This is a genomic window from Streptomyces sp. NPDC085524, assembly GCF_044541755.1.
In the GTDB taxonomy this organism is placed as follows: Bacteria; Actinomycetota; Actinomycetes; order Streptomycetales; family Streptomycetaceae; genus Streptomyces.
The window spans coordinates 38,281-56,042 of the sequence record NZ_JBITTH010000032.1; the positions used below are offsets into that span (position 1 = coordinate 38,281).

Sequence of the window (17,762 nt, forward strand, 5' to 3'; positions counted from 1 at the left end):
GTCCTCGGTCACGGCGGCCGGGCGGCCGAAGCAGACGGCGACCAGGCCGAGACCGGCGGCGGCGCCGATCAGCTGCGCTGCGAGGAACGGCAGGACGGACGTGGGGGAGATCCCGGCGACGGTGTCGGTGAACGCCCGGCCGATCGTCACGGCGGGGTTGGCGAAGGAGGTGGAGAGGTGAACCAACAGCCACAGGTGGTCCGGCCCACCGGCCGTGGGGGGAGAAGTGCACCCAGCGGCTTTCCGAACACGGCGTCGGCCAGCACCGCGCCGACGACTGCTCCGGCGACCTGCGCGGGCACGTACGCGGCGACGTCACGCAGGGCCGGGCCTTCGCCGGTCCGACGACCGGTGAACCAGACCGCGAGGGCTACGCCAATTTCGCCATCACCGAGCCCCCGCTCAAGCCCGTCCTCATCGAGGGCGGGTCCGGCGAGGACACCCGCCTGGACCACCTCGGCGTCGAGGTCGCCTCCACGGCGGACGTCACCGCCGCCGCGACCCGGCTGCAGGAGGCCGGGCTGGCGACCTTCGAGGAGAGCGACACCTCCTGCTGTTACGCCCTCCGGGACAAGGTGTGGGTCACCGGTCCGGGCAGGGAGCCGTGGGAGGTCTACGTCGTCAAGGCCGACGCCGACACCCTCGGCGGGAGCGCCGGCAGCACTCCCGGTGCCGGATGCGCCTGCGGCAGCTGACCGGTCACCTCGGCCGGAGTCAGGAGGCCCAGGGCAGGCGTACCGCTTCGATGTGGGTGTCGTCGAGGAGGGCCTCGACGAGCGGGGCGGGGCCCGCCACCTTCGTGGCCCAGAGGTCGTAGTCCGTGCAGAGGACCCAGGACCGGTCCTGGGCCCAGAGGTTGGACGGGGTCCAGTTGTCCTCTTCGGGGTGGTCGTACAGCGCCTTGGCGTCCGCGAGCGCCCCGGCCCGGAATCGCAGGTTGTCGAAGTCCTCGGCCCTCTGCAGCAACGGGCTGTAGTAGGCCAGGCAGCGGGTTTCCGCGCCCTGCGGGCTGTGCTCGGTGAGGAGGTCGACCAGCCGGTTCCAGTCGGCCCGGTCCAGGCGGCCCTCCAACGGCCCCGTGATGCCGACCGGCCAGCCGCTCGGTTCCCGGAGCGAGGGGAAGGAGCGGTGGCAGGGCAGATGCCCCTCGGGTGCGACGGGATCACCGGTGCGCCGCGCGAGGTCCGACCAGAGGAGCCGGTGCCATCGGGGTCCGTGGGGCTCGCCCACCGTGTGACCGAAGACGTCCGCGGGGTCGAGGCCCGGGATGATCTCGTGCCCGCCGCCGTTCAGCACGGCTCGTTGGTACGCGACGAACGACATGCCGGTCGGCCCGAGTTCGTGTTCGTACATGGAGTGCAGCACCCAGGCGGCGTCGGGCAGCCCCGGCGGCATGAAGCCGGTGAGCCCGTCGTCGTCGGCCAGCTCCCGCAGCCAATCGGTCTCCCCGGCCACGGCCGACGGCCAGAGGTCGGTCACGGGCGCAGCAGATGTCTCGTTCACCGGTTCAGGATCTCTCACCCGCTGCCGCGGCGAGTGCCGGGACCGGTACCCGGCCCCCTCCGCCTACGTAGGGTCGCACCGCCCGCCGGTGGAACGCGATGGCCGCGGTGCGGTGCGGCCATCGCGCCCGCTCAGGCAAGGCGCCGCTTGACCTTCGCCGTACGTCATGGAGCGGTCGGACACACCGCGTCGGCGCCCAGCGACGCGCCCTTGTCCAGGTAGTCGACCGGCGGCATCACGTGCGCGTCGAGCATCCCCCCGGATCTCGTCCGGGTCGGTGTCGACGAGGAGCTGCGTCACCTCGATGCCCGCGGTGTTGACGAGCACGGCCAGGCCGCCGAATTCGGCGGCGGTGCGCTCGACGGCCGCTGCCCAGTCGCCATCGCCCGCGCCATTTCGGCGCCCAGCCCTCGTGCTCCTCCGGTGACGAGTACGCGCTTGCCCGCCGGATCGGACGTTCCCATGGTGCCGGTCAGCGCGGCTCGCGCAGGATGCGGGAAGGCTGCTGGCACCGGCGGTGTCCGGGGGAGGGTGAGTCCCGCGGGGCCGGTCCGCCACGGGCCTACGAAGGCATCGGGGTGCGGGGCCACCAGTAGCGCCCGACGGTGAGTTCCTCGAGTGCCCGCAGCCTCTCCGTGGCCATGCGTGAATGGGTGGCGGGCTGCTCGAGGGCGATGCAGAGGTCGGAAGCGAGGTAGGTCGCTTCGCGGATCTCGCATGCTGCGCGGAGGGCGTCCTGCGAAGTCGTCGTCGCCCGCGCGATCACGTCGAGAACGGTATGCGCGTGCGGGCCGCTGAACCGGGCCAGGAAGAACCAGTCGTCGGCGGGTTCGCCGAAGCGTGCCCATTCGAAGTCCAGCAAGGCCGTTACGCGCTGCTCCTGAACGAGCCAGTTGTCCCAATGGCAGTCCGCGTGGACCGGAACGACCGCTCGTGCCTGGTCGGGCGCGTGCTCGGCGATCGCCGTGAGGCCGTCGACCAGGCGGCGCGGGACGGTTCCGTCCCGGTTCAAAGCGGCGAGCCTTTCGATCTCGGCGACGAGCGCGGCCCGGCTGGTGAACCCGCCGTGGTCGAGGGGTTCTCCGAGTATCCGGCCGATGTGAGCCGAGGGCGTCCAGCTGTGCAGTCGGTCGAGCCGCTGCACCGCCTCCTCCGCCAGCGAGCGCGCGGTCGCGGCGTCCACGCCGGGCATGCCCATGCCGGGAGCCGCCCCCCGCGCGCGGGTGTAGCACGCGTAGCGAACGTCGCGCGTGCCCAGCCGGTGGTGCCCGCTGTCGAGCAGAGGGGGCGTCAGGCCGGCCGGCAGGTGGGGCGCCAGGGCGATCTCCCGGTTCAGCCGCGTGTGGCCGGCGGCATCGATGATCTTCACGACGACGTCCGCGCCGACGTACACGTGGTGGGAACTGCTCTCGGCGGTGGTCATGGGGCCGGCATCGCGTCCCAGGGCGGCAGCTGCGATCTCGCGAGCTGCATCGTGGACCTGCCGCAAGTCGGTCATGAGTGCTCCCCAGCCCTAGACGGTGATCTTGTCGGTGGAGTCAGGAGATCACATGGTGATCACCGGTTGCACGGCATTGCCTGCTCAGGGGCCTGATGCGGCGGGCGGCGGCGATCCCGCCCGCTCCCCTCCGGCGTCTACCAGGCCCCCACCGACTGCAACAGGACGTGCAGATCGAGCGCCGCCTCCACCGAGGCCAGGGTGGCGGCCACCAGCACGGCGATGGTGGCCGCCGCGAGGGTGCGGGGGAGGCCGAGCGGTGGGGCGAGGAGGGCTGCGACGCGGCGTGGGACGGGGCCGACCGGCGGTCGGCGCCGTTCGCGCAGGCCGAGGAAGCCGAGTGCGCCGCCGGGAGTTCGGCGGGAGTGGTGCTTCGCGGCGAGCGCGGCCTTGCCGACGGTCCGGGCGACCTTGCGCCGGTCGCCGGTGGTGGCGGCGGCGTTCTCGTCGGCCCAGCGTTCGATCGTGTACGTGACGGCCCGGGCCAGCGGACGGAGCAGCGGGTTGGCGGCTGCACCGAGCTGGGCGGTGGCGACGAACGCGTAGTGGTGGGCGGTCAGGTGGGCGCGCTCATGGGCCAGGAGGATGTGGTGTTCGTCGGTGTCGAGCGTGCGCAGCATGCCCGTGGAGATGACGATCCGGCCGGGCAGTCCGGGAAGGGCGAAGGCGTCGGGGGCCTCGTCGGCCACGACGACCAGGCCGTCACGGGCCGGCATGCAGGCCGCGTCCAGCGCGGCGGCGGCGAGCGAGCGGGCGCGCCGGACCAGGAAGCGCAGCGCCATCAGGGTGGCTCCGCCGAGCATGAGGCCCGCCGCCAGTGCGATCGGCAGGGTGGCGGGGTCGTCGTGGGCGGTGAGCGGGGACCGGTGGCCGAGCGCCGCGAGCTGCGGGACGCGGGCGAGCCCGGTGGCGGCGAGCAGGCCGAGGCAGAGGGTGCTCGCGGCGCCGAGCACGAGTGCGGAGGCGGTGAGCAGCCAGGTGCCCGGGCGCGGATCGCACCGTTCGGCGAGGAGGCGGGCACCGAGCGGCGCGAGCAGCGGCAGTAGTAGCGGCAGGTAGACGGCGAGGTGCATCCGCGGGCCCTCTACCGCGGGCCGGAGCTGTCGGCGTCGCCGAGCATCTGGCGCAGGAGTTCGGCATCGGCGTCGGAGAGCTCGTCGGCGAAGCGTGCGAGGACGGCCTCGCGGTCGGGCCGGTCGTCCAGGACGGAGCGCATCCGGCGGGCGGCGAACCCGGCCTCGTCGGTGACGGGCTCGTACGCGTAGGCCCGGCCGCGCGGGGAGCGGTGCAGCATCTGCTTGCCGTGCATGCGGGTCAGGATCGTCACGACGGTGCTGTAGGAGAGTTCCCCGCCGAGCCGCTCGGCGACCTCGCCGGGCGTCTGGGCGCCGTCGGCCTGCTGGAGCAGCTCGAGGATCTGCGCCTCCCGGGCGCCGTTGGGCCGCCTGGGTGCCTGATCGTGCGTGTTCGCGTCCATGGGGTTTGTCGTTCTCCCGACCATCTTCTACAGTCGCGTAGAAGTTCTACGCACGCGTAAATGCTGTTCCACGAGTGTGCCATGCACCTGTGCCCGACGACAGCCCCGCCCGGAGCTCCGGCGCGCCCACCGGGCCGCCGGCTGCCCCGTACCCGTGTCCGTACCCGTGTCCGAGTCGGTATCCGCGTCGGTATCCGTACGTGCAACGTCCTCTTCCGCTTCCCACCCCACCCCAGACAGGACCTTGATGAGCGCCATCAGCCTCGGTCAGGCCACCGTCCTCGGCATCGTCGAGGGCATCACCGAATTCCTGCCGATCTCCTCCACCGGGCACCTCAAGATCACCGAGGGCCTCATGGGCATCCCGGTCGACGACCCCTCGGTGGTCGGCTTCTCCGCCGTGATCCAGGTCGGCGCGATCGCCGCCGTCCTCGCGTACTTCTTCAAGGACATCGTCCGCATCGTCACCGCCTGGGGGCGGGGCCTGGCCGACAAGGAGGAGCGCTACCACCACGACTACCAGTTCGCGTGGTGGATCATCTTCGCCACCATCCCGATCGTGGTGGTGGGCCTGGCGGCGAAGCCCCTCATCGAAGGGACGCTGGCCTCCCTGTGGGTGGTCGCGGGCTCGCTGATCGTCGGCAGCGGGGTGATGTGGGTGGCCGACCAGATGGGCCGCCACAAGCGCGGCGAGGACGACACCTCGTTCAAGGACGCGATGCTCGTCGGCTGCTCGCAGATCCTCGCCCTGCTCTTCCCCGGCTTCTCCCGCTCCGGCGCCACCATGTCCACCGCGCTCCTGCTGGACCTCGACCGGGTCGCCGCCACCCGCCTCTCGTTCTTCCTCGGCATCCCCGCCCTCACCGGGGCCGGCATCTACGAGCTCAAGGACGCCGTCGGCTCGGGTGTCGATCTCGCCCCGCTCGCCGTCGGGACCGCGGTCTCCTTCGTCGTCGCCTACGCCTCCATCGCCTGGCTGCTCAAGTACGTCGCCCAGCACACCTTCACCGCGTTCGTCGTCTACCGCGTGATCGTCGGCCTGCTCCTGCTCGGCCTCCTCGGCACGGGAGTCATCGCGGCCTGACCCTGACCCTGAACTTGAACTTGAAGCTGACCCTGATACTGGCCCGTCTCGGCGCGAGCGCGGTCCCCGGGCGACTTTCCGTCGTCCGGGCCGCCGGTCAGTCCCGGTAGACGAGGACGAACTCCCCGTAGGGGTGCGTGCCGTGGTCGTCCGCCGTCTCGTCGAGGGCCCTGCGCAGGGTGCGCAGATGGCCCGTGGTGAGCTGGAGCGGAGGCTCGTCCGGCTGGTACGTGGTGCCGCGGGGGTAGTCCTCGCCCGGCGTGGTCGTCATCTCGATGTGGCAGCCGAGGAGGTGGCGGACGGGCCGGGTGGCGCAGAAGTCCAGCAGCCGGTCGACGGTGGCCGAGTAGGCCGCCCGGTCCTCGATGTAGAGCCGCCCCGGATAGAAGGAGTCGCCGGTCAGCAGGAGGCCGGTGTGCCGGTCGTGGAAGACCACTGCGGCCCGCTGGTGGCCGGGGCCGGGGATCAGGTCCAGGATCCGGCCGCCCAGGTCCAGTGCGCCCGTGCCGTGGGGCCAGTCGGCGAGGCCGAAGGCGGCCGTGACCTCGTCCGGCCCGGGTCCCACGACCGTGGTGAGGGGCCGGTCGGCGAACTGCGGGTCCGCCGCGATGTGGTCGCCGTGTCCGTGGGTGTGGGCGACCAGCAGTGCGTACGAGGGTCTCGGATGGCGCTCCAGCCACTCCTCGACGAGCCGGTCGACCGTTTCTCGCAGGGGGAAGTGGGCCGGGTCCGCGGACGCGCCCGTGTCGAGGAGCAGCGCCCGTTCATTGCCGAAGAGGAGGAAGAGGAACGGGGCCTCGTAGTGCACGGATTTGTTCTGGCGCAGGATCACCGTGTGTTCGGAGTAGGCGTGGACCTGGATCTCCGGAGCGGGGTCGTGCTTCGGTGAGGGCCAGCCGGCGTGCCACACGACGTCGAGACTGCCTGCGACCGGGGCGCCCTGGAGAAAATCGATCACGTGTCCAACCTACCCTCGCCGCCGTGTGCGGGGGAGTGAGCCTCCGGAGGAGCCCGCGCCGCAGGTCACTGCGCAGGACCCGCGCCCGGCTCGCGCGTGCGGCCGGATCGCGGTTTCGTAGTGGTACGGGCGTGCGTACCGATGCGGCGGCATCGACCGCCGGACCGGGCCCTCGCCGTGACGGAGGAGGGCGGAACATGTCCGCACCGGGTCCCACAGCCGGCCGCCGCCGACTCCGTGCGGCCGTCCTTGCCGCGTCACTGGCCTGCTCGGCCCTGCTCACGGGGCCCGGCCCCGCCACCGCACACAGCGCGCCCCCGCCACCCGCGCCCCCCTCGCCGTCACCGTCGGTCACCGTACCGAAACTGGACTGGAGCCCGTGCAAGCCCGGCAGCCCGTGGGAGTGCGCGACGGCCAAGGTGCCCCTCGACCACGCCGCCCCCGCCGGCCGCACCATCGACCTGGCGGTCGTCCGCCGGCAGGCCACCGATCCCGCCCGGCGCATCGGCACCCTGTTCGTGAACCCCGGCGGTCCCGGCGGCCCCGGGACCGTACAGGTGCCGCAGAACTACGACGCCTTCCCGAAGGAACTGCGGGAACGGTTCGACATCGTCAGCTGGGACCCGCGCGGCATCGGCAGCAGCACGGCCGTGAACTGCTTCGACACCGCTGAGGACGCCAAGGCCTGGGCGGCCCGCCCACCCGGCGGCTTCCCCGTGGGCGCGCAGGAGCGGAAGGCGTGGATCGACGCCTACGCGGACCTCGGCAAGCTGTGCCAGAAGCGCGACCCGGACCTGCTGCGCCACGTGTCGACCGCCGACACCGCCCGGGACCTCGACCTGCTCCGGAGGTCGGTCGGCGACCCGCAGCTGAACTACCTCGGCGTCTCCTACGGCACGATCCTCGGCGCCACCTACGCCAACCTCTTCCCCGGCAGCGTCCGCGCCATGGTCCTCGACAGCAACATCGCCCCGCGCGCCTGGACCGCGGCCGGCCCGCAGGACGATCCCCGCACCACGACCCTCCTGCGCATGGGCTCGGACCGCACCGCCGCGGCCACCCTGGACCGGTTCCTCACCCTGTGCGGATCGGCGCCCGCGGCACGCTGTGCCTTCTCGGCGGGGAGCCCCGGGGCCACCCGGGAGAAGTTCGACCTGCTGATGCAGCGCCTCCGGGAGCGTCCGATCGGCCCGTGGACGTACGGCAAGACGGTCGCCGACACGGTGAACAGCCTCTACATCGTCGACCCCGGCTGGACGGCTCTCGCGGGCAGGCTCCAGGAGCTGTCGCAGGGCCGCGTCCCCCCGCCCCCCGTGTACCCGCCCCCGCCCCCCGTCGCCCAGCCGAACCCGTACCTGGGGGACGAGCAGGCGGCGGCCGTGTGGTGCGCCGACAGCCCCAACCCGCGCGATCCCGCCGCCTACCAGGGCCTGGAGGAGGACAGTGTCCGGCGGGCCGGCGACGCGGGACGCTACTGGACGTGGGCGGCGGAGCCCTGTGCGACCTGGCCGGCCCGTGCCGCCGCCGGGTACGACGGCCCGTGGAACACGCCCACCGCGCACCCCGTCCTGGTGATCGGGACCCGGTACGACCCGTCCACTCCCTACACGGGTGCCCAGGCCATGGCCCGTGAACTGGCGGACGCCCGCCTGCTCACGAACGACGGGTACGGGCACACCGCGCTCTTCAACAACGGCAGCAGCTGCATCAGCGCGTACGAGAGCCGCTACTTCGTCGACGGGACGCTGCCGCCCCCCGGCACGGTCTGCCGCGCGGACAAGGTGCCCTTCTCCTGACGGGCGGGCCCCCGTAAAACCGTTGGTGGACCACGGCGACCGCTGCTACCTTCGCGGAGGCCGTGCGAGAGAACGAGGAGGTGGTACCCGTGGACGTATTCACGTGGGTGCTCTCCTCCGGGGTCACGGCCGGGCGATAGGTCGTCCGGGAGCGCCGTTCAGCAGCTCCCGAAAGGCACGACCATGCAGTTCACCTCCGAACAGCAGCGTCTCGACGACGGTCTCCTCGAACGCGAATTCACCCTCGGCGAGATCCCCGGCACCCTGTGGACGCCGCAATCCGCCGCGCCGGTCCCGCTGATCCTGATGGCCCACAACAACGGGCTGCCCAAGGCGCAGCCCCGGCTGGTGGCCCGGGCCCGGCGAACCGCGGCGTTCGGCTACGCCGTGGCCGCCATCGACGCCCCCGGGTGCGGTGACCGGCCCCGCTCCGACGCCGACGACCGCGCCCGCGCCGAACTCCGCCGGGCGATGCAGGCGGGCGAGCCGGCCGACGAGGTCTTCGAGTCCTTCGTCGGCCCGCTGGTCGAACGGGCGGTCCCGGAGTGGCGGGCCACCCTCGACGCCCTCCTTTCACTGCCGGGGATCGGCGGCCCCGTCGGGTACTCGGGCTGGACCGCGGTCGGCATCCGGCTCGCGGCCGTCGAGCCGCGCATCGCGGCCGCCGGCTTCTTCGCCGGGGGTTACGTGCCCCGCGCCCAGCGCGAGGAGGCGCGGCAGATCACCGTTCCCCTGCTGTTCCTCCTGCAGTGGGACGACGAGGGAAACCCCCGGCAGCACGCCCTTGACCTGTTCGACGCCTTCGGCAGCCGGGAGAAGACGCTGCACGCCAACATGGGCGGCCACGTCGGCACCCCGTGGTTCGAGGTGGAGGACGGAGGCCGGTTCTACGACCGGCACCTGAAGTGAGTCCGGACGGCCAGGCCGACGACAGCCGGTAGGCGTCGGCCTCCCGGCTCCCCGGTCGCCTCGGGCCCTGCCGGCGCCCTCGGGTGCGTCCCCGAGCCCGTGTCCGTTGTCGCGGACGAGCAGCCGGCCCCGGCCCACCGTCGGGCGGGAGCCCATGCCCCGGTCCCGGTCCTGTTTCGGCTGCGGATTCAGGGATTCAGGGAGTCAGGACGACCTTGCCGCTGACGGTGCCGGACTCCGCCAGGTGCAAGGCCTCGGCTGCCTTGGCGAGCGGGAGTTGGGCGGCGATCCGGGCGGTTATGTCGCCGCGCTGGAGAGCGGCGAAGACCTCGGTGAGGTCGTCCCGCAGCTGGGTGCGGAAGCGGTCCTTGTCCAACGCGCGGCCGGCCCAGATGTTGTAGAAGTGCGCGCGGCGGCCGTTGGGCAGGGCGTTCCAGACCCAGGTGCGGGCGAGGATCTTCAGTACGGGCATCTGCTTGGAGCCGGTGTCGTCACGCGTGGAGGCGCTGCCGTAGGAGACGAGCGTGCCGCCAGGGGCGAGCAGGTGCCATGAGTCGATGACGCTGCGGCCGCCGACGTGGTCGAAGACGGCGTCCACCTCGCCGGGAGCCAGTTCCCGGGCCCGGGCCGCCACGTCCTCTGCGCGGTAGTCGATCGGGGTGACGCCCAGCTCCCGCAGCGCTTCGTGGTGGCGGGCGGAGGCCGTACCGATCACCTTCACGCCGGCCGCGCGGGCGAGCTGGGCCAGTACGGAGCCCACGCCGCCACTGGCGCCGTGCACCAGGATGGTCTGCCCGGAGCGCACCCGGGCCGTGCGGTGCAGCATCTGCCAGGCGGTGATTCCGTTGACCACGACGGTCTCGGCCTGCGCCGCGGTCAGGCCGTCCGGCACCTCGACCGCGTCCTTCGCGTCGACGAGCACGTGGCTCGCCCAGCCGCCGACCTTGACCAGCGCGGCCACCCGTCGGCCGGCCAGCTCCGGGGTGACCCCCCGGCCGGTCGACAGTACGCGGCCCACCAAGTCGTATCCCGGCACGAACGGGAACGGCGGCTGGTCGTAGTACCGCCCACGGCGCATCTGCTGCTCCGCGAAGGAGACACCGGTCGCCTCCATGGCGATCACCAACTGCCCCGGGCCGGGCTCCGGCACGGATGCGCGGCGGATCTGCAGGTCTTCCGGAGCCACGATGCCCGGCAGGACGACCTGGACGGCCTGGGTGGCACGGGTGGCACGGGCGGCAAGGGGGGTCGGGGTGAGGTCTTCGCTGTTCATGCCGCTCACTCATTTCGTAGAGGGTTTCTCGTTCGTTAGAAGTTGTAACCCGCTCGATCGCGAGAGTCAAGAACATTCGTGATAGCTTCTAACCAACAGGCTGACGAGAGAGTGGAGGCGGGCCGTGAGCGAGCCGGATGCGAAGACGCCCAGGGAGCGGTACCGCACCCAGGTGCGCGAGGAGGTCAAGCAGCACGCGTGGGAGCAGATCGCCACGGCAGGGGCTTCCGCGCTGTCCCTCAACGCCATCGCCAAGCAGATGGGTATGAGCGGGCCCGCTCTCTACCGGTACTTCGCGAACCGCGACGAGCTGATCAGCGAGCTCATCAGGGACGCCTACCGCAGCCTGGCCGACGCCTTCCACGCCCGCGCCGCGGCCGGCGCCGACCTCGGCGGCCTGGCCCGGGCGCTGCGCACGTGGGCCCTGGCCGACCCCCAGCGCTACCTCCTCGTCTACGGCACCCCCGTGCCCGGCTACCAGGCTCCCGAGGACACCACCAGGATCACGACCGAGATCATGGCCGTCCTCCTCGACGCCTGCGCCGCCGAGAAGCCCTCCGCCGTGCCACCGTCACCGGTGGAGGCGCACCTGGAGGAGCACTTGGACGAGCACCGCGCCTGGGCCGCCCGACACCCGGTCCCGCCGGCGGTCTTGCATCGCGCGCTCACCTTCTGGACCCGCCTCCACGGCATGCTCTCCCTCGAACTCTCCGGCCACTTCACCGGCATGGGATTCGACCCGGAGCTGCTCTACACCGCGGAGGCGGAGGCCCTCACGAGTCGCTGACGGCCACCCCGCCGCCTGAGGCTCGGTCTACTGCCCCAACGGTGTCGGGCGGGTCCAGAGGGTGATGTCGCTGCTGGTCGCGATCGCCAGGGTGCGACCCGTCGGGGAGAAGCCGGCAGTGCGCAGTTCCGAGTAGCGGGAGTGGAAGACGTGCCACCAGGTGCTTCCCGGCGCTTCTCCGTTCGCTCCACCGTCGGCGGAGAGGATCACGCGGTCGTGGGGCCAGTCGGGGCTGACGACATCCACCGCCCAGCCGTCCGGCGTCGTGCTGTGCAGGCCGCCGCCGAAGAGGCCCGCGATGCGGATGTGGGTGCCTGCGGCGGGGCCGAGTCCGGGGCAGGTGAGGTCCGGGTGTGCGTCGGGGGTGCTGCTGGCGGGGTCGGGATCCCGGTCGCGTGCGAGCCTCTCGCCGGTGACGGCGTCGAAGAGCCCGTGTCCGGCGTGGGACACGACCATGACGAGGTCGCGTCCGGTGTCGGGATGGACCGCGAAGCCGATGCCGATCAGGCCGCCGATGTCGATCGTGTGCTCCGGGACCGGCTGCCAGGGCGCCGGTGCCTGCATGACGGGGGCAGCAAGGTAGCGATCGCGTACGCGCTGCTGATACTCCGTGATCAATGTGTTTCCTCGGTTCCGTTCACGCCTGCGTGGGTTCGACGGGACGTGCGGGGTGGGCTGCGCGGCGCTGGGCTTCGGCCCTGACCTCGGCCTCGATCCGGTCGACGGTCCTGTCGCCGTATGCGAGGACGTCGTACCCGTCGTCGAGTTCGGCGAGCCTTTCGGTCAAGGGCAGTTCATGGCCGTAGCCCTCGTGGATCCGGAAGGCCGGCTCCCGAGGCGTGAGCTCGCCGAAGAGCATGCGGCAAGGATGCGCAGGCGGGGGTGTCGAGTCCGGCGGCGAGTGCGTCGCAGGCGGCATCGACGACATCGCCCGCACGGGCTTCCCCCGCGCTCCAGAGGGCGGCGTGGTCCTGCAGGGCGATTGCTGCTGCTTCCATCGGCGTCACTCGCTCATGATCGCCTTCACGGTCCGTCCCGGTCGAACGGTTTGGCGGGCACCGCGGCGGGCAGAGCGCACTCCCACGGGGTGGCCATGGCGTGACGGCTTGCCCCTGTGTTGAATGCGGCGGGAGCAGCGGCCGTCAATCCGTACGAACGAGGTGCCCATGTCCGCAGAGTTCACCGTGCCCGCCGAGCTCGACCTGTCGGGCGACGGCTACATCGCCATCGCCGGTCGGCCCCCGGTCGAGGTCCCCGAGAGCGCGAAGTACCGGCGTGCCGCCACCCATGGCAGTGGTCCGCACACGTACCGGTCCTCCGACGAGGCGGTGGCTTTGGTCGACGCGCAGGGTACGGTCACGGCCGTGGGCGTCGGCCGGTGCGTGATCACCGCTCACGACTCCACCGGCACTGCCGCGCAGTACGAGCTCGCCGTCCGCGGCCTGCGCACCGTGTACCTGGTGTCGCCGGCCGCGAGCTTGAGCGGCGCGCACGCCGCATGTGCCACCGTCGGCCTCACCCTCCCCACGCTGGCCGACTTCAAGGGACTGTGGGCGAGCTACTACCCGAGTTCGGGCCCGGTAGCCACCTACGCGGCCTGGCTGCCCTATCCGTTCTGGACCGCCGGCGCGCTCGGCGGCGGTACCGCCTGCGCCTACGACCTCGACGGATACGACAGGTGCGCCAATGCCTTCGGCCGGAACGCGAGCGACTCCTATCAGGTCCTCGGAATGAGCAGCACGTAGGTTCGGCCGCTTCGGCCATCGCCAGGACCGCTCCGGCTGACCGTGCCGGGTCCTCGGCGGACTACGGTGGCCCGCTTCCGGCGACCAGTGTGCCGAGGGCCGTGCGCTCGTGGGTGACCGAGCGGCCCGTGCGGGTCGTCGTCGCCATGCCCGCCGTCCTCAGTGCCGCCGCATGGGACGAGGCCGTCGCGTTGCTGACGCGGAGGGCGCGGGCCAGGGACGTCGTGGTGTGGGGCTCGGCGAGGAGGCGCAGGGCTTCGAGCCTGGTGCGGCCCAGGACGGCCGTCATGGCGTCGGCGGGGACGGCCGGGCGTGCCGCGGTGGGCGGGAGCCCCGGCCCGGCCGGGTAGGCCAGGGCCACGGGACGGCCCGGGACGTCCTGGAGCAGTGGGCCCGCCGGGTGGTGGAAGGTCGGCAGCAGGTCCAGGCCGCGTCCGTCGAGGCGGACCTCGCGGGCCGGCGCCGTGCCGGGCCATTCCCACACACCGCCGTGGAGCCGGCTGCCGGGGGCCAGGCCGGTCAGCGCGGCGGCCACACCGTGTTCCGCGACGGCGAGGGCGTAGCCGGTGAACTCCTCGTGGTGCAGGTCCTGTACGACGGACCAGGCCGGGGCGAGGACCGTCTCGTACGCGGCCTGCTGGGCGCGGCACAGGGTGCGCCAGGCGGCGTCCTCGCCGGCGTGCAGGCCGCGGATCCAGCGGGGCGCGGCCATCGTCCCGTAGACCCGCTCCAGCTCGGAGCGGACGACTCCGGGGCCGGCTGCTCGGATCCGTTCGAACCCGTCGGCCAGGGTGGCGCCGCGGACGTCGAGGAAGGACGGCGGACGGCCCGCCGGAACCAGATCGGCGAGCGGCTCGGCGGAGGCCGGCAGGCCACGCAGGACACGGCTGCGCCACTGGGAGAAGAGCGGTCCGACACGCGGTGCCACAGCCGTCGTCAGGGCGGCGTGCAGTTCCTGGAGCGGTGCCGGGTGGCGTGCGAAGCGGATCCGGGCGAAGTCCTCCGCGGTGAAATGGATGCGCAGCACCTGCACGGCTCACAACTCCCCTTCCCCGACCAGCCTTTCGGCCAGGGCCTGAACCTTCGCGCCGTGACGGCCCCGCCCCGAGGATTCCCGTATGACTTCCCGACGCACTCTCCTCAAAGGCACCCTATGTGCAGGTGCCGCCGCCCTGCTCCCCACGGTCGCGTCCGCCTCCGGACCCCGCCCGCTCCTCCGGCTGCCCGCACCCACCGGCCTGTACCCCGTCGGCATGCAGGTGGTCCACCTCACGGATCGAGCCCGTACCGACCCGTGGGTGGGCGGGGTCCGGGAGCTGATGCTGACCGTCCTGTACCCGGCCCGATCGGTGCGCGGTACTTCCCGGGCACCGCAGCTGACCCCGCGCGAGGCCCAGGCGTTCGCCGGTCTCGCGCCGCGCGTCCACCTGGGGCTGCCGGAGCCGGGAACGGTGGACTGGGGCGCGGTCCTCACCCACGCGCACAGGGGCGCGCCGTCGCTGCCCGGGCGGCGGCCGGTGCTGGTGTACTCACCCGGCGGAGGCGACTCCCGCACGCTCGGCACGAGCCTCGCCGAGGACCTGGCGAGCCACGGCCGGGTGGTCGTCCTCGTGGACCATCCCGGTGACGCCTCGCAGGTGGAGCTGCCGGCCGGCATCCGGACGACCGTCCTGACGGGGCCGCCGGACCCGGCGGCCTTCCGCACGATGGCCGACACTCGGATCGCGGACCTCCGCTTCGTCCTGAACAGGCTCCGCGACCTGCCGCCGGCCAAGGTCATGGACCCGGACCGGATCGGGTTGTACGGGCACTCGGCAGGCGGTACGGCGGCGGTGTACGCGGCCGGCCGCGACCGCCGGGTCGGCGCGGTGGCGAACCTGGAGGGCTATCTCGACCTGTACCCGGCACCGGTCGGCTTCGACCGGCCGGTGTTGCTGTTCCGCACCGACGGATTCGAGGGCGGCGCCCGCATCGACTCCTCCTGGGCAGGCATGCCGGGTCGCCGCGCCCTGCTCGCCGACGCCGGCCACTGGGCGTTCACCGACTACGGAACGTTCGTCCCGCAGCTCCAGAGCGCCGGCGTCGTGACGGCGGCGGCGCGGGCCGCGCTCGTCGGAACCGGCGGCCCCGGGGTGGCACTCGCCGAGGTGCGGCGTGAGGTGGGAGCCTTCTTCGCTCGCCATCTGTCGTAGCGGGAACCCCTCAACCGCCCGGGCCGGAGACACTGCTCGACCGGGACGTGTTGACCACTCCGAACGGGACGTGAACGCTGGGCGTGGCCGGGGCCGTGCCGTCCAGATGGGAGAGCTGGTCGTCGAAGAAGATGTGGGGGTCCAAGGCGCTCATCACGGCGGACTTGTCGATCCCGCCGAGGAAGAAGGCGTCGTTGACCCGAAGCCCCCACTGCTTGAGGCTCCGTACCGCACGTTCGTGCGTGGGGGCGTCCCGAGCGGTGACCAGGGACACCCGGAGGCGGGGCTGATAGGCCAGTACCTTCCGGCACTGCTCCTCCTCGCGGCGCTGGATGCGGTTGATCCCCGCGAGGAACCCGCTCAGGGGGCCCGGATCGTGAGGGGTGGTCGCGTTGCGCACCTCGTGAGCGCGGAACTCGTCGAGGCCGACGCTCTGGTAGATCCGCTCGGCGGAGTCGCCCGCCAGGACTCCGTCGAAATCGAAGGCGATGCGCAGTCCGGGATCCGATTCGTCGTCGACCCGTGCGGTGTCGAGCACGTGTCCCGCGGGCAGTCCCGCGGCGACCGCCTCCCGCACGTCGGCTCCGTTCGCCGAAAGGAGCAGCGACATGTTCAGGGCCGGCATGAACCGGTGTGAGGGACGGCCCTGTTGAAAGACGGCCCGGCTGATGCGCAGACCGTGCGCGGTGACCGAACGCATGACACGCATGCCGGTGTCCGGGTCGTTGCGCGACAGGATGATGACCTCGACCAGAGGGTCCGACGGATCCGAGAGGTCGTTCAGCGACAGGAGGCGGCGGACGAACGGGAACGCAACGCCCTTGGGCAGGGCGTCGTCCAGGTGGGCCTCTTGGTAGGCCCGGTAGGCGTCCTCTCCCCGTTCCCGGAACACCGCGTCGCAGTCGGTGAGATCGAACAGGGCGCTCGACGCGATGCCTATCACCAGGCGGCCGGCCAGGTCGTACCTCATGACACCCCCCACGAGCACGTGTGCCACATCGGGATGGTTATCACCCGGTCGCACGGACGGAAAACTCGCGCCCCTCGGTTCAGGGCCCGGGGCGGACGGCACCGGGGGCCGGTCGGCGCGCCCGATGGCCGGATCCGCGTCCGGGCGCGGATCCGGCCCTGGTGTCTCAGGCCCGGCCGAGCAGACCCGCTCCGGCGGTGCCGTTGGTCCGGGCGGTGAAGAAGTCGCAGAAGGCGGTGACGAATTCCGCTTCCCCGACCCGTCCGTCCCCGTCCGCGTCCAGTTCCCGGAACCCGTCGTTGAGTTCGGCCGGGTGCACCCGCGGTCCCCCGAACAGCCCCCGGTACTCGTCCGCGCCCAGGTAGCCGCTGCCGTCGGTGTCGGCGGCCCGGAACAGTGCCCGTACCGCCGGGACCAGGCCCTTCTCCAGGTACGACGGGTCGCGGTCCACCCCGGCCAGCATCGCGGACACGAACTCGCGGCAGTCCACGCCCCCGTCGCCGTCGGTGTCGGCGGCCTCCCGCAGCTGCCGCCACCAGTCCTCGAACGCCGCGTACAGCTCGTCCTCCCGCTCGGCGGGCAGTTCGAGCCGCCAGCACATGGCGTGCACCATGGCCTGCAGGTCGGCGGAGTCGACCCGGCCGTTGCCGGTCTGGTCCAGCACCTGGCGGAAGAACGCCTCCAGCCGGGCCGGACGGGAGTCCCCTCCGCTCCGCGCCCTGGGCACCGCCGCCCGGGCGGGTGCGCCGCTCACGGACCGGCTCCGGTAGCGCACCCGGTCGGGAGCCAGGTTCATGGCGTGGCGCAGCCCGTGGTGCAGCGTCCAGGACAGCGCGGCGCCCCCGGGCCCGCGAGACGTCCCGAACCTCTCGTGCCAGGCCGGAGGCAGATCGCTGACCGTGAGGGCGGCCAGTGCGCGGGCGATCACCGCCCGCAGCAGCGGCCATGCGGGGGCGAGCCGCCCCATCCGGCGGGGGACGGGGGCCTGGCGGAGCATCCCGTACAGCATGTCGCGGACCTCGGGGCCGTACTCCAGGACCTCCCGGACCGTCCGCTCGACGTACGCCGGGACCTCGGCGGCGCTCGCCGGGAGCACCTCGCCCGGAATCCCGAGGGCGGCGCACACGTCCAGGAACTCCGTGTACAGCACGCCGCGTTCGGCGGGCGACAGGGGGTCCCCGGACAGCTCGCGCATGGCGGTCATCGACTCGTACAGGGTCACCATCACCCAGCCGCGGACCTCGGGATCCTCGGCGCTGTACGACCGTCCGGCCGCGTCGGTCCCGCTGATGCGCCGGTGGGTCCGCTGGAGGCGGGCCACTTCCAGGAGCCGTTCCTCGGGCCCCGCGAAGAACAGCCGGCTGCCGCTCTCCATGGTGTGCTCGATCCGCCGCCAGGGATGGGCGCGGTAGGTGGAGTACCGGTCCATGCCCGCGGCGACGACGGGGTGCGCGATCTGCATCACGAGCAACCGCCAGGCCACGAGCCCCATGCGCCGCTCGCCGAGGGTCCGCCGCAGCAGGGTCTCGACGGGGGGTAAGGCCACAGAGGTCACAGGAGACACGGGGGC

General features: G+C 72.5%; 17 protein-coding genes and 2 pseudogenes. 7 read left to right on the plus strand and 12 right to left on the minus strand.

The window, feature by feature from the left end; translation table 11 throughout:
- Positions 1-15: 15 nt before the first annotated feature.
- Positions 16-374: pseudogene (locus ACIGFK_RS35545) on the minus strand (aquaporin family protein); the annotation flags it as partial.
- Between ACIGFK_RS35545 and ACIGFK_RS35550 the strand changes: the two are divergent.
- Positions 363-695, plus strand: a pseudogene (locus tag ACIGFK_RS35550) (ArsI/CadI family heavy metal resistance metalloenzyme); the annotation flags it as partial. The pseudogenes ACIGFK_RS35545 and ACIGFK_RS35550 sit on opposite strands and share 12 nt — an antisense overlap.
- Before the next feature lie 19 nt (positions 696-714).
- Here ACIGFK_RS35550 and ACIGFK_RS35555 read toward each other — a convergent pair.
- The 4 genes from ACIGFK_RS35555 to ACIGFK_RS35570 all read right to left on the minus strand — a co-directional run bounded on the left by ACIGFK_RS35555 (position 715) and on the right by ACIGFK_RS35570 (position 4,478).
- The gene (locus ACIGFK_RS35555) at positions 715-1,503 is read right to left on the minus strand and encodes a hypothetical protein (protein ID WP_400055164.1); all 789 of its coding nucleotides are present in this window, start codon (positions 1,501-1,503) and stop codon (positions 715-717) included.
- 562 nt (positions 1,504-2,065) lie between these two features.
- The gene (locus ACIGFK_RS35560; RefSeq protein WP_376656278.1) at positions 2,066-3,001 is read right to left on the minus strand and encodes a phosphotransferase family protein; all 936 of its coding nucleotides are present in this window, start codon (positions 2,999-3,001) and stop codon (positions 2,066-2,068) included.
- A gap of 137 nt (positions 3,002-3,138) precedes the next feature.
- On the minus strand, positions 3,139-4,074 hold the full coding sequence (locus ACIGFK_RS35565) for a M56 family metallopeptidase (protein ID WP_376656277.1): 936 nt from the start codon (positions 4,072-4,074) through the stop codon (positions 3,139-3,141).
- An 11-nt stretch (positions 4,075-4,085) separates the two neighbouring features.
- Positions 4,086-4,478, minus strand: coding sequence for a BlaI/MecI/CopY family transcriptional regulator (locus ACIGFK_RS35570; RefSeq protein ID WP_376656276.1), 393 nt, complete (start codon positions 4,476-4,478; stop codon positions 4,086-4,088).
- 247 nt (positions 4,479-4,725) lie between these two features.
- Here ACIGFK_RS35570 and ACIGFK_RS35575 point away from each other — a divergent pair, with 247 nt between their 5' ends.
- A complete protein-coding gene (locus ACIGFK_RS35575; protein WP_376656275.1) occupies positions 4,726-5,562 on the plus strand; it encodes an undecaprenyl-diphosphate phosphatase in 837 nt (278 codons plus the stop codon).
- 97 nt (positions 5,563-5,659) lie between these two features.
- Here the strand turns inward: ACIGFK_RS35575 and ACIGFK_RS35580 are convergent, their stop codons facing one another.
- Complete coding sequence (locus tag ACIGFK_RS35580; RefSeq protein WP_386468291.1) at positions 5,660-6,520, minus strand: MBL fold metallo-hydrolase; 861 nt, start codon at positions 6,518-6,520, stop codon at positions 5,660-5,662.
- A gap of 197 nt (positions 6,521-6,717) precedes the next feature.
- Between ACIGFK_RS35580 and ACIGFK_RS35585 the strand changes: the two genes are divergently transcribed.
- Positions 6,718-8,316 carry an alpha/beta hydrolase gene (locus ACIGFK_RS35585; protein ID WP_386468289.1) on the plus strand — a complete coding sequence of 533 codons (1,599 nt, stop codon included), beginning with the start codon at positions 6,718-6,720 and terminating at the stop codon, positions 8,314-8,316.
- Positions 8,317-8,499: 183 nt separating this feature from the next.
- Positions 8,500-9,225 carry a dienelactone hydrolase family protein gene (locus ACIGFK_RS35590; protein ID WP_400055167.1) on the plus strand — a complete coding sequence of 242 codons (726 nt, stop codon included), beginning with the start codon at positions 8,500-8,502 and terminating at the stop codon, positions 9,223-9,225.
- A gap of 196 nt (positions 9,226-9,421) precedes the next feature.
- Here ACIGFK_RS35590 and ACIGFK_RS35595 read toward each other — a convergent pair whose 3' ends face one another.
- A complete protein-coding gene (locus ACIGFK_RS35595) occupies positions 9,422-10,498 on the minus strand; it encodes a medium chain dehydrogenase/reductase family protein (protein ID WP_400055169.1) in 1,077 nt (358 codons plus the stop codon).
- A 124-nt stretch (positions 10,499-10,622) separates the two neighbouring features.
- On the opposite strand from ACIGFK_RS35595, the gene ACIGFK_RS35600 reads away from it, so the two are divergent.
- Positions 10,623-11,285, plus strand: coding sequence for a TetR/AcrR family transcriptional regulator (locus ACIGFK_RS35600; RefSeq protein WP_400055171.1), 663 nt, complete (start codon positions 10,623-10,625; stop codon positions 11,283-11,285).
- Positions 11,286-11,312: 27 nt separating this feature from the next.
- Here the strand turns inward: ACIGFK_RS35600 and ACIGFK_RS35605 are convergent, their stop codons facing one another.
- Positions 11,313-11,903, minus strand: coding sequence for a hypothetical protein (locus tag ACIGFK_RS35605; RefSeq protein WP_386468283.1), 591 nt, complete (start codon positions 11,901-11,903; stop codon positions 11,313-11,315).
- A 19-nt stretch (positions 11,904-11,922) separates the two neighbouring features.
- Positions 11,923-12,144 (minus strand): hypothetical protein, encoded by a 222-nt coding sequence (locus tag ACIGFK_RS35610; RefSeq protein WP_376656268.1) that lies wholly within the window; start codon positions 12,142-12,144, stop codon positions 11,923-11,925.
- A 307-nt stretch (positions 12,145-12,451) separates the two neighbouring features.
- On the opposite strand from ACIGFK_RS35610, the gene ACIGFK_RS35615 reads away from it, so the two are divergent.
- Positions 12,452-13,030, plus strand: a complete 579-nt coding sequence (locus ACIGFK_RS35615) for an Ig-like domain-containing protein (RefSeq protein WP_386468280.1) — start codon at positions 12,452-12,454, stop codon at positions 13,028-13,030.
- A gap of 61 nt (positions 13,031-13,091) precedes the next feature.
- Here the strand turns inward: ACIGFK_RS35615 and ACIGFK_RS35620 are convergent, their stop codons facing one another.
- Complete coding sequence (locus tag ACIGFK_RS35620; protein WP_376656313.1) at positions 13,092-14,057, minus strand: ArsR/SmtB family transcription factor; 966 nt, start codon at positions 14,055-14,057, stop codon at positions 13,092-13,094.
- Positions 14,058-14,148: 91 nt separating this feature from the next.
- Here ACIGFK_RS35620 and ACIGFK_RS35625 point away from each other — a divergent pair, with 91 nt between their 5' ends.
- Positions 14,149-15,222 carry an alpha/beta hydrolase family protein gene (locus ACIGFK_RS35625; RefSeq protein ID WP_400055173.1) on the plus strand — a complete coding sequence of 358 codons (1,074 nt, stop codon included), beginning with the start codon at positions 14,149-14,151 and terminating at the stop codon, positions 15,220-15,222.
- 10 nt (positions 15,223-15,232) lie between these two features.
- On the opposite strand, the gene ACIGFK_RS35630 is transcribed toward ACIGFK_RS35625, so the two are convergent.
- Both ACIGFK_RS35630 and ACIGFK_RS35635 read right to left on the minus strand, forming a co-directional pair.
- Positions 15,233-16,192 carry a 5'-nucleotidase gene (locus ACIGFK_RS35630; protein ID WP_400055175.1) on the minus strand — a complete coding sequence of 320 codons (960 nt, stop codon included), beginning with the start codon at positions 16,190-16,192 and terminating at the stop codon, positions 15,233-15,235.
- Positions 16,193-16,358: 166 nt separating this feature from the next.
- Positions 16,359-17,738, minus strand: a complete 1,380-nt coding sequence (locus ACIGFK_RS35635) for an oxygenase MpaB family protein (protein WP_400055177.1) — start codon at positions 17,736-17,738, stop codon at positions 16,359-16,361.
- Positions 17,739-17,762: the final 24 nt, after the last annotated feature.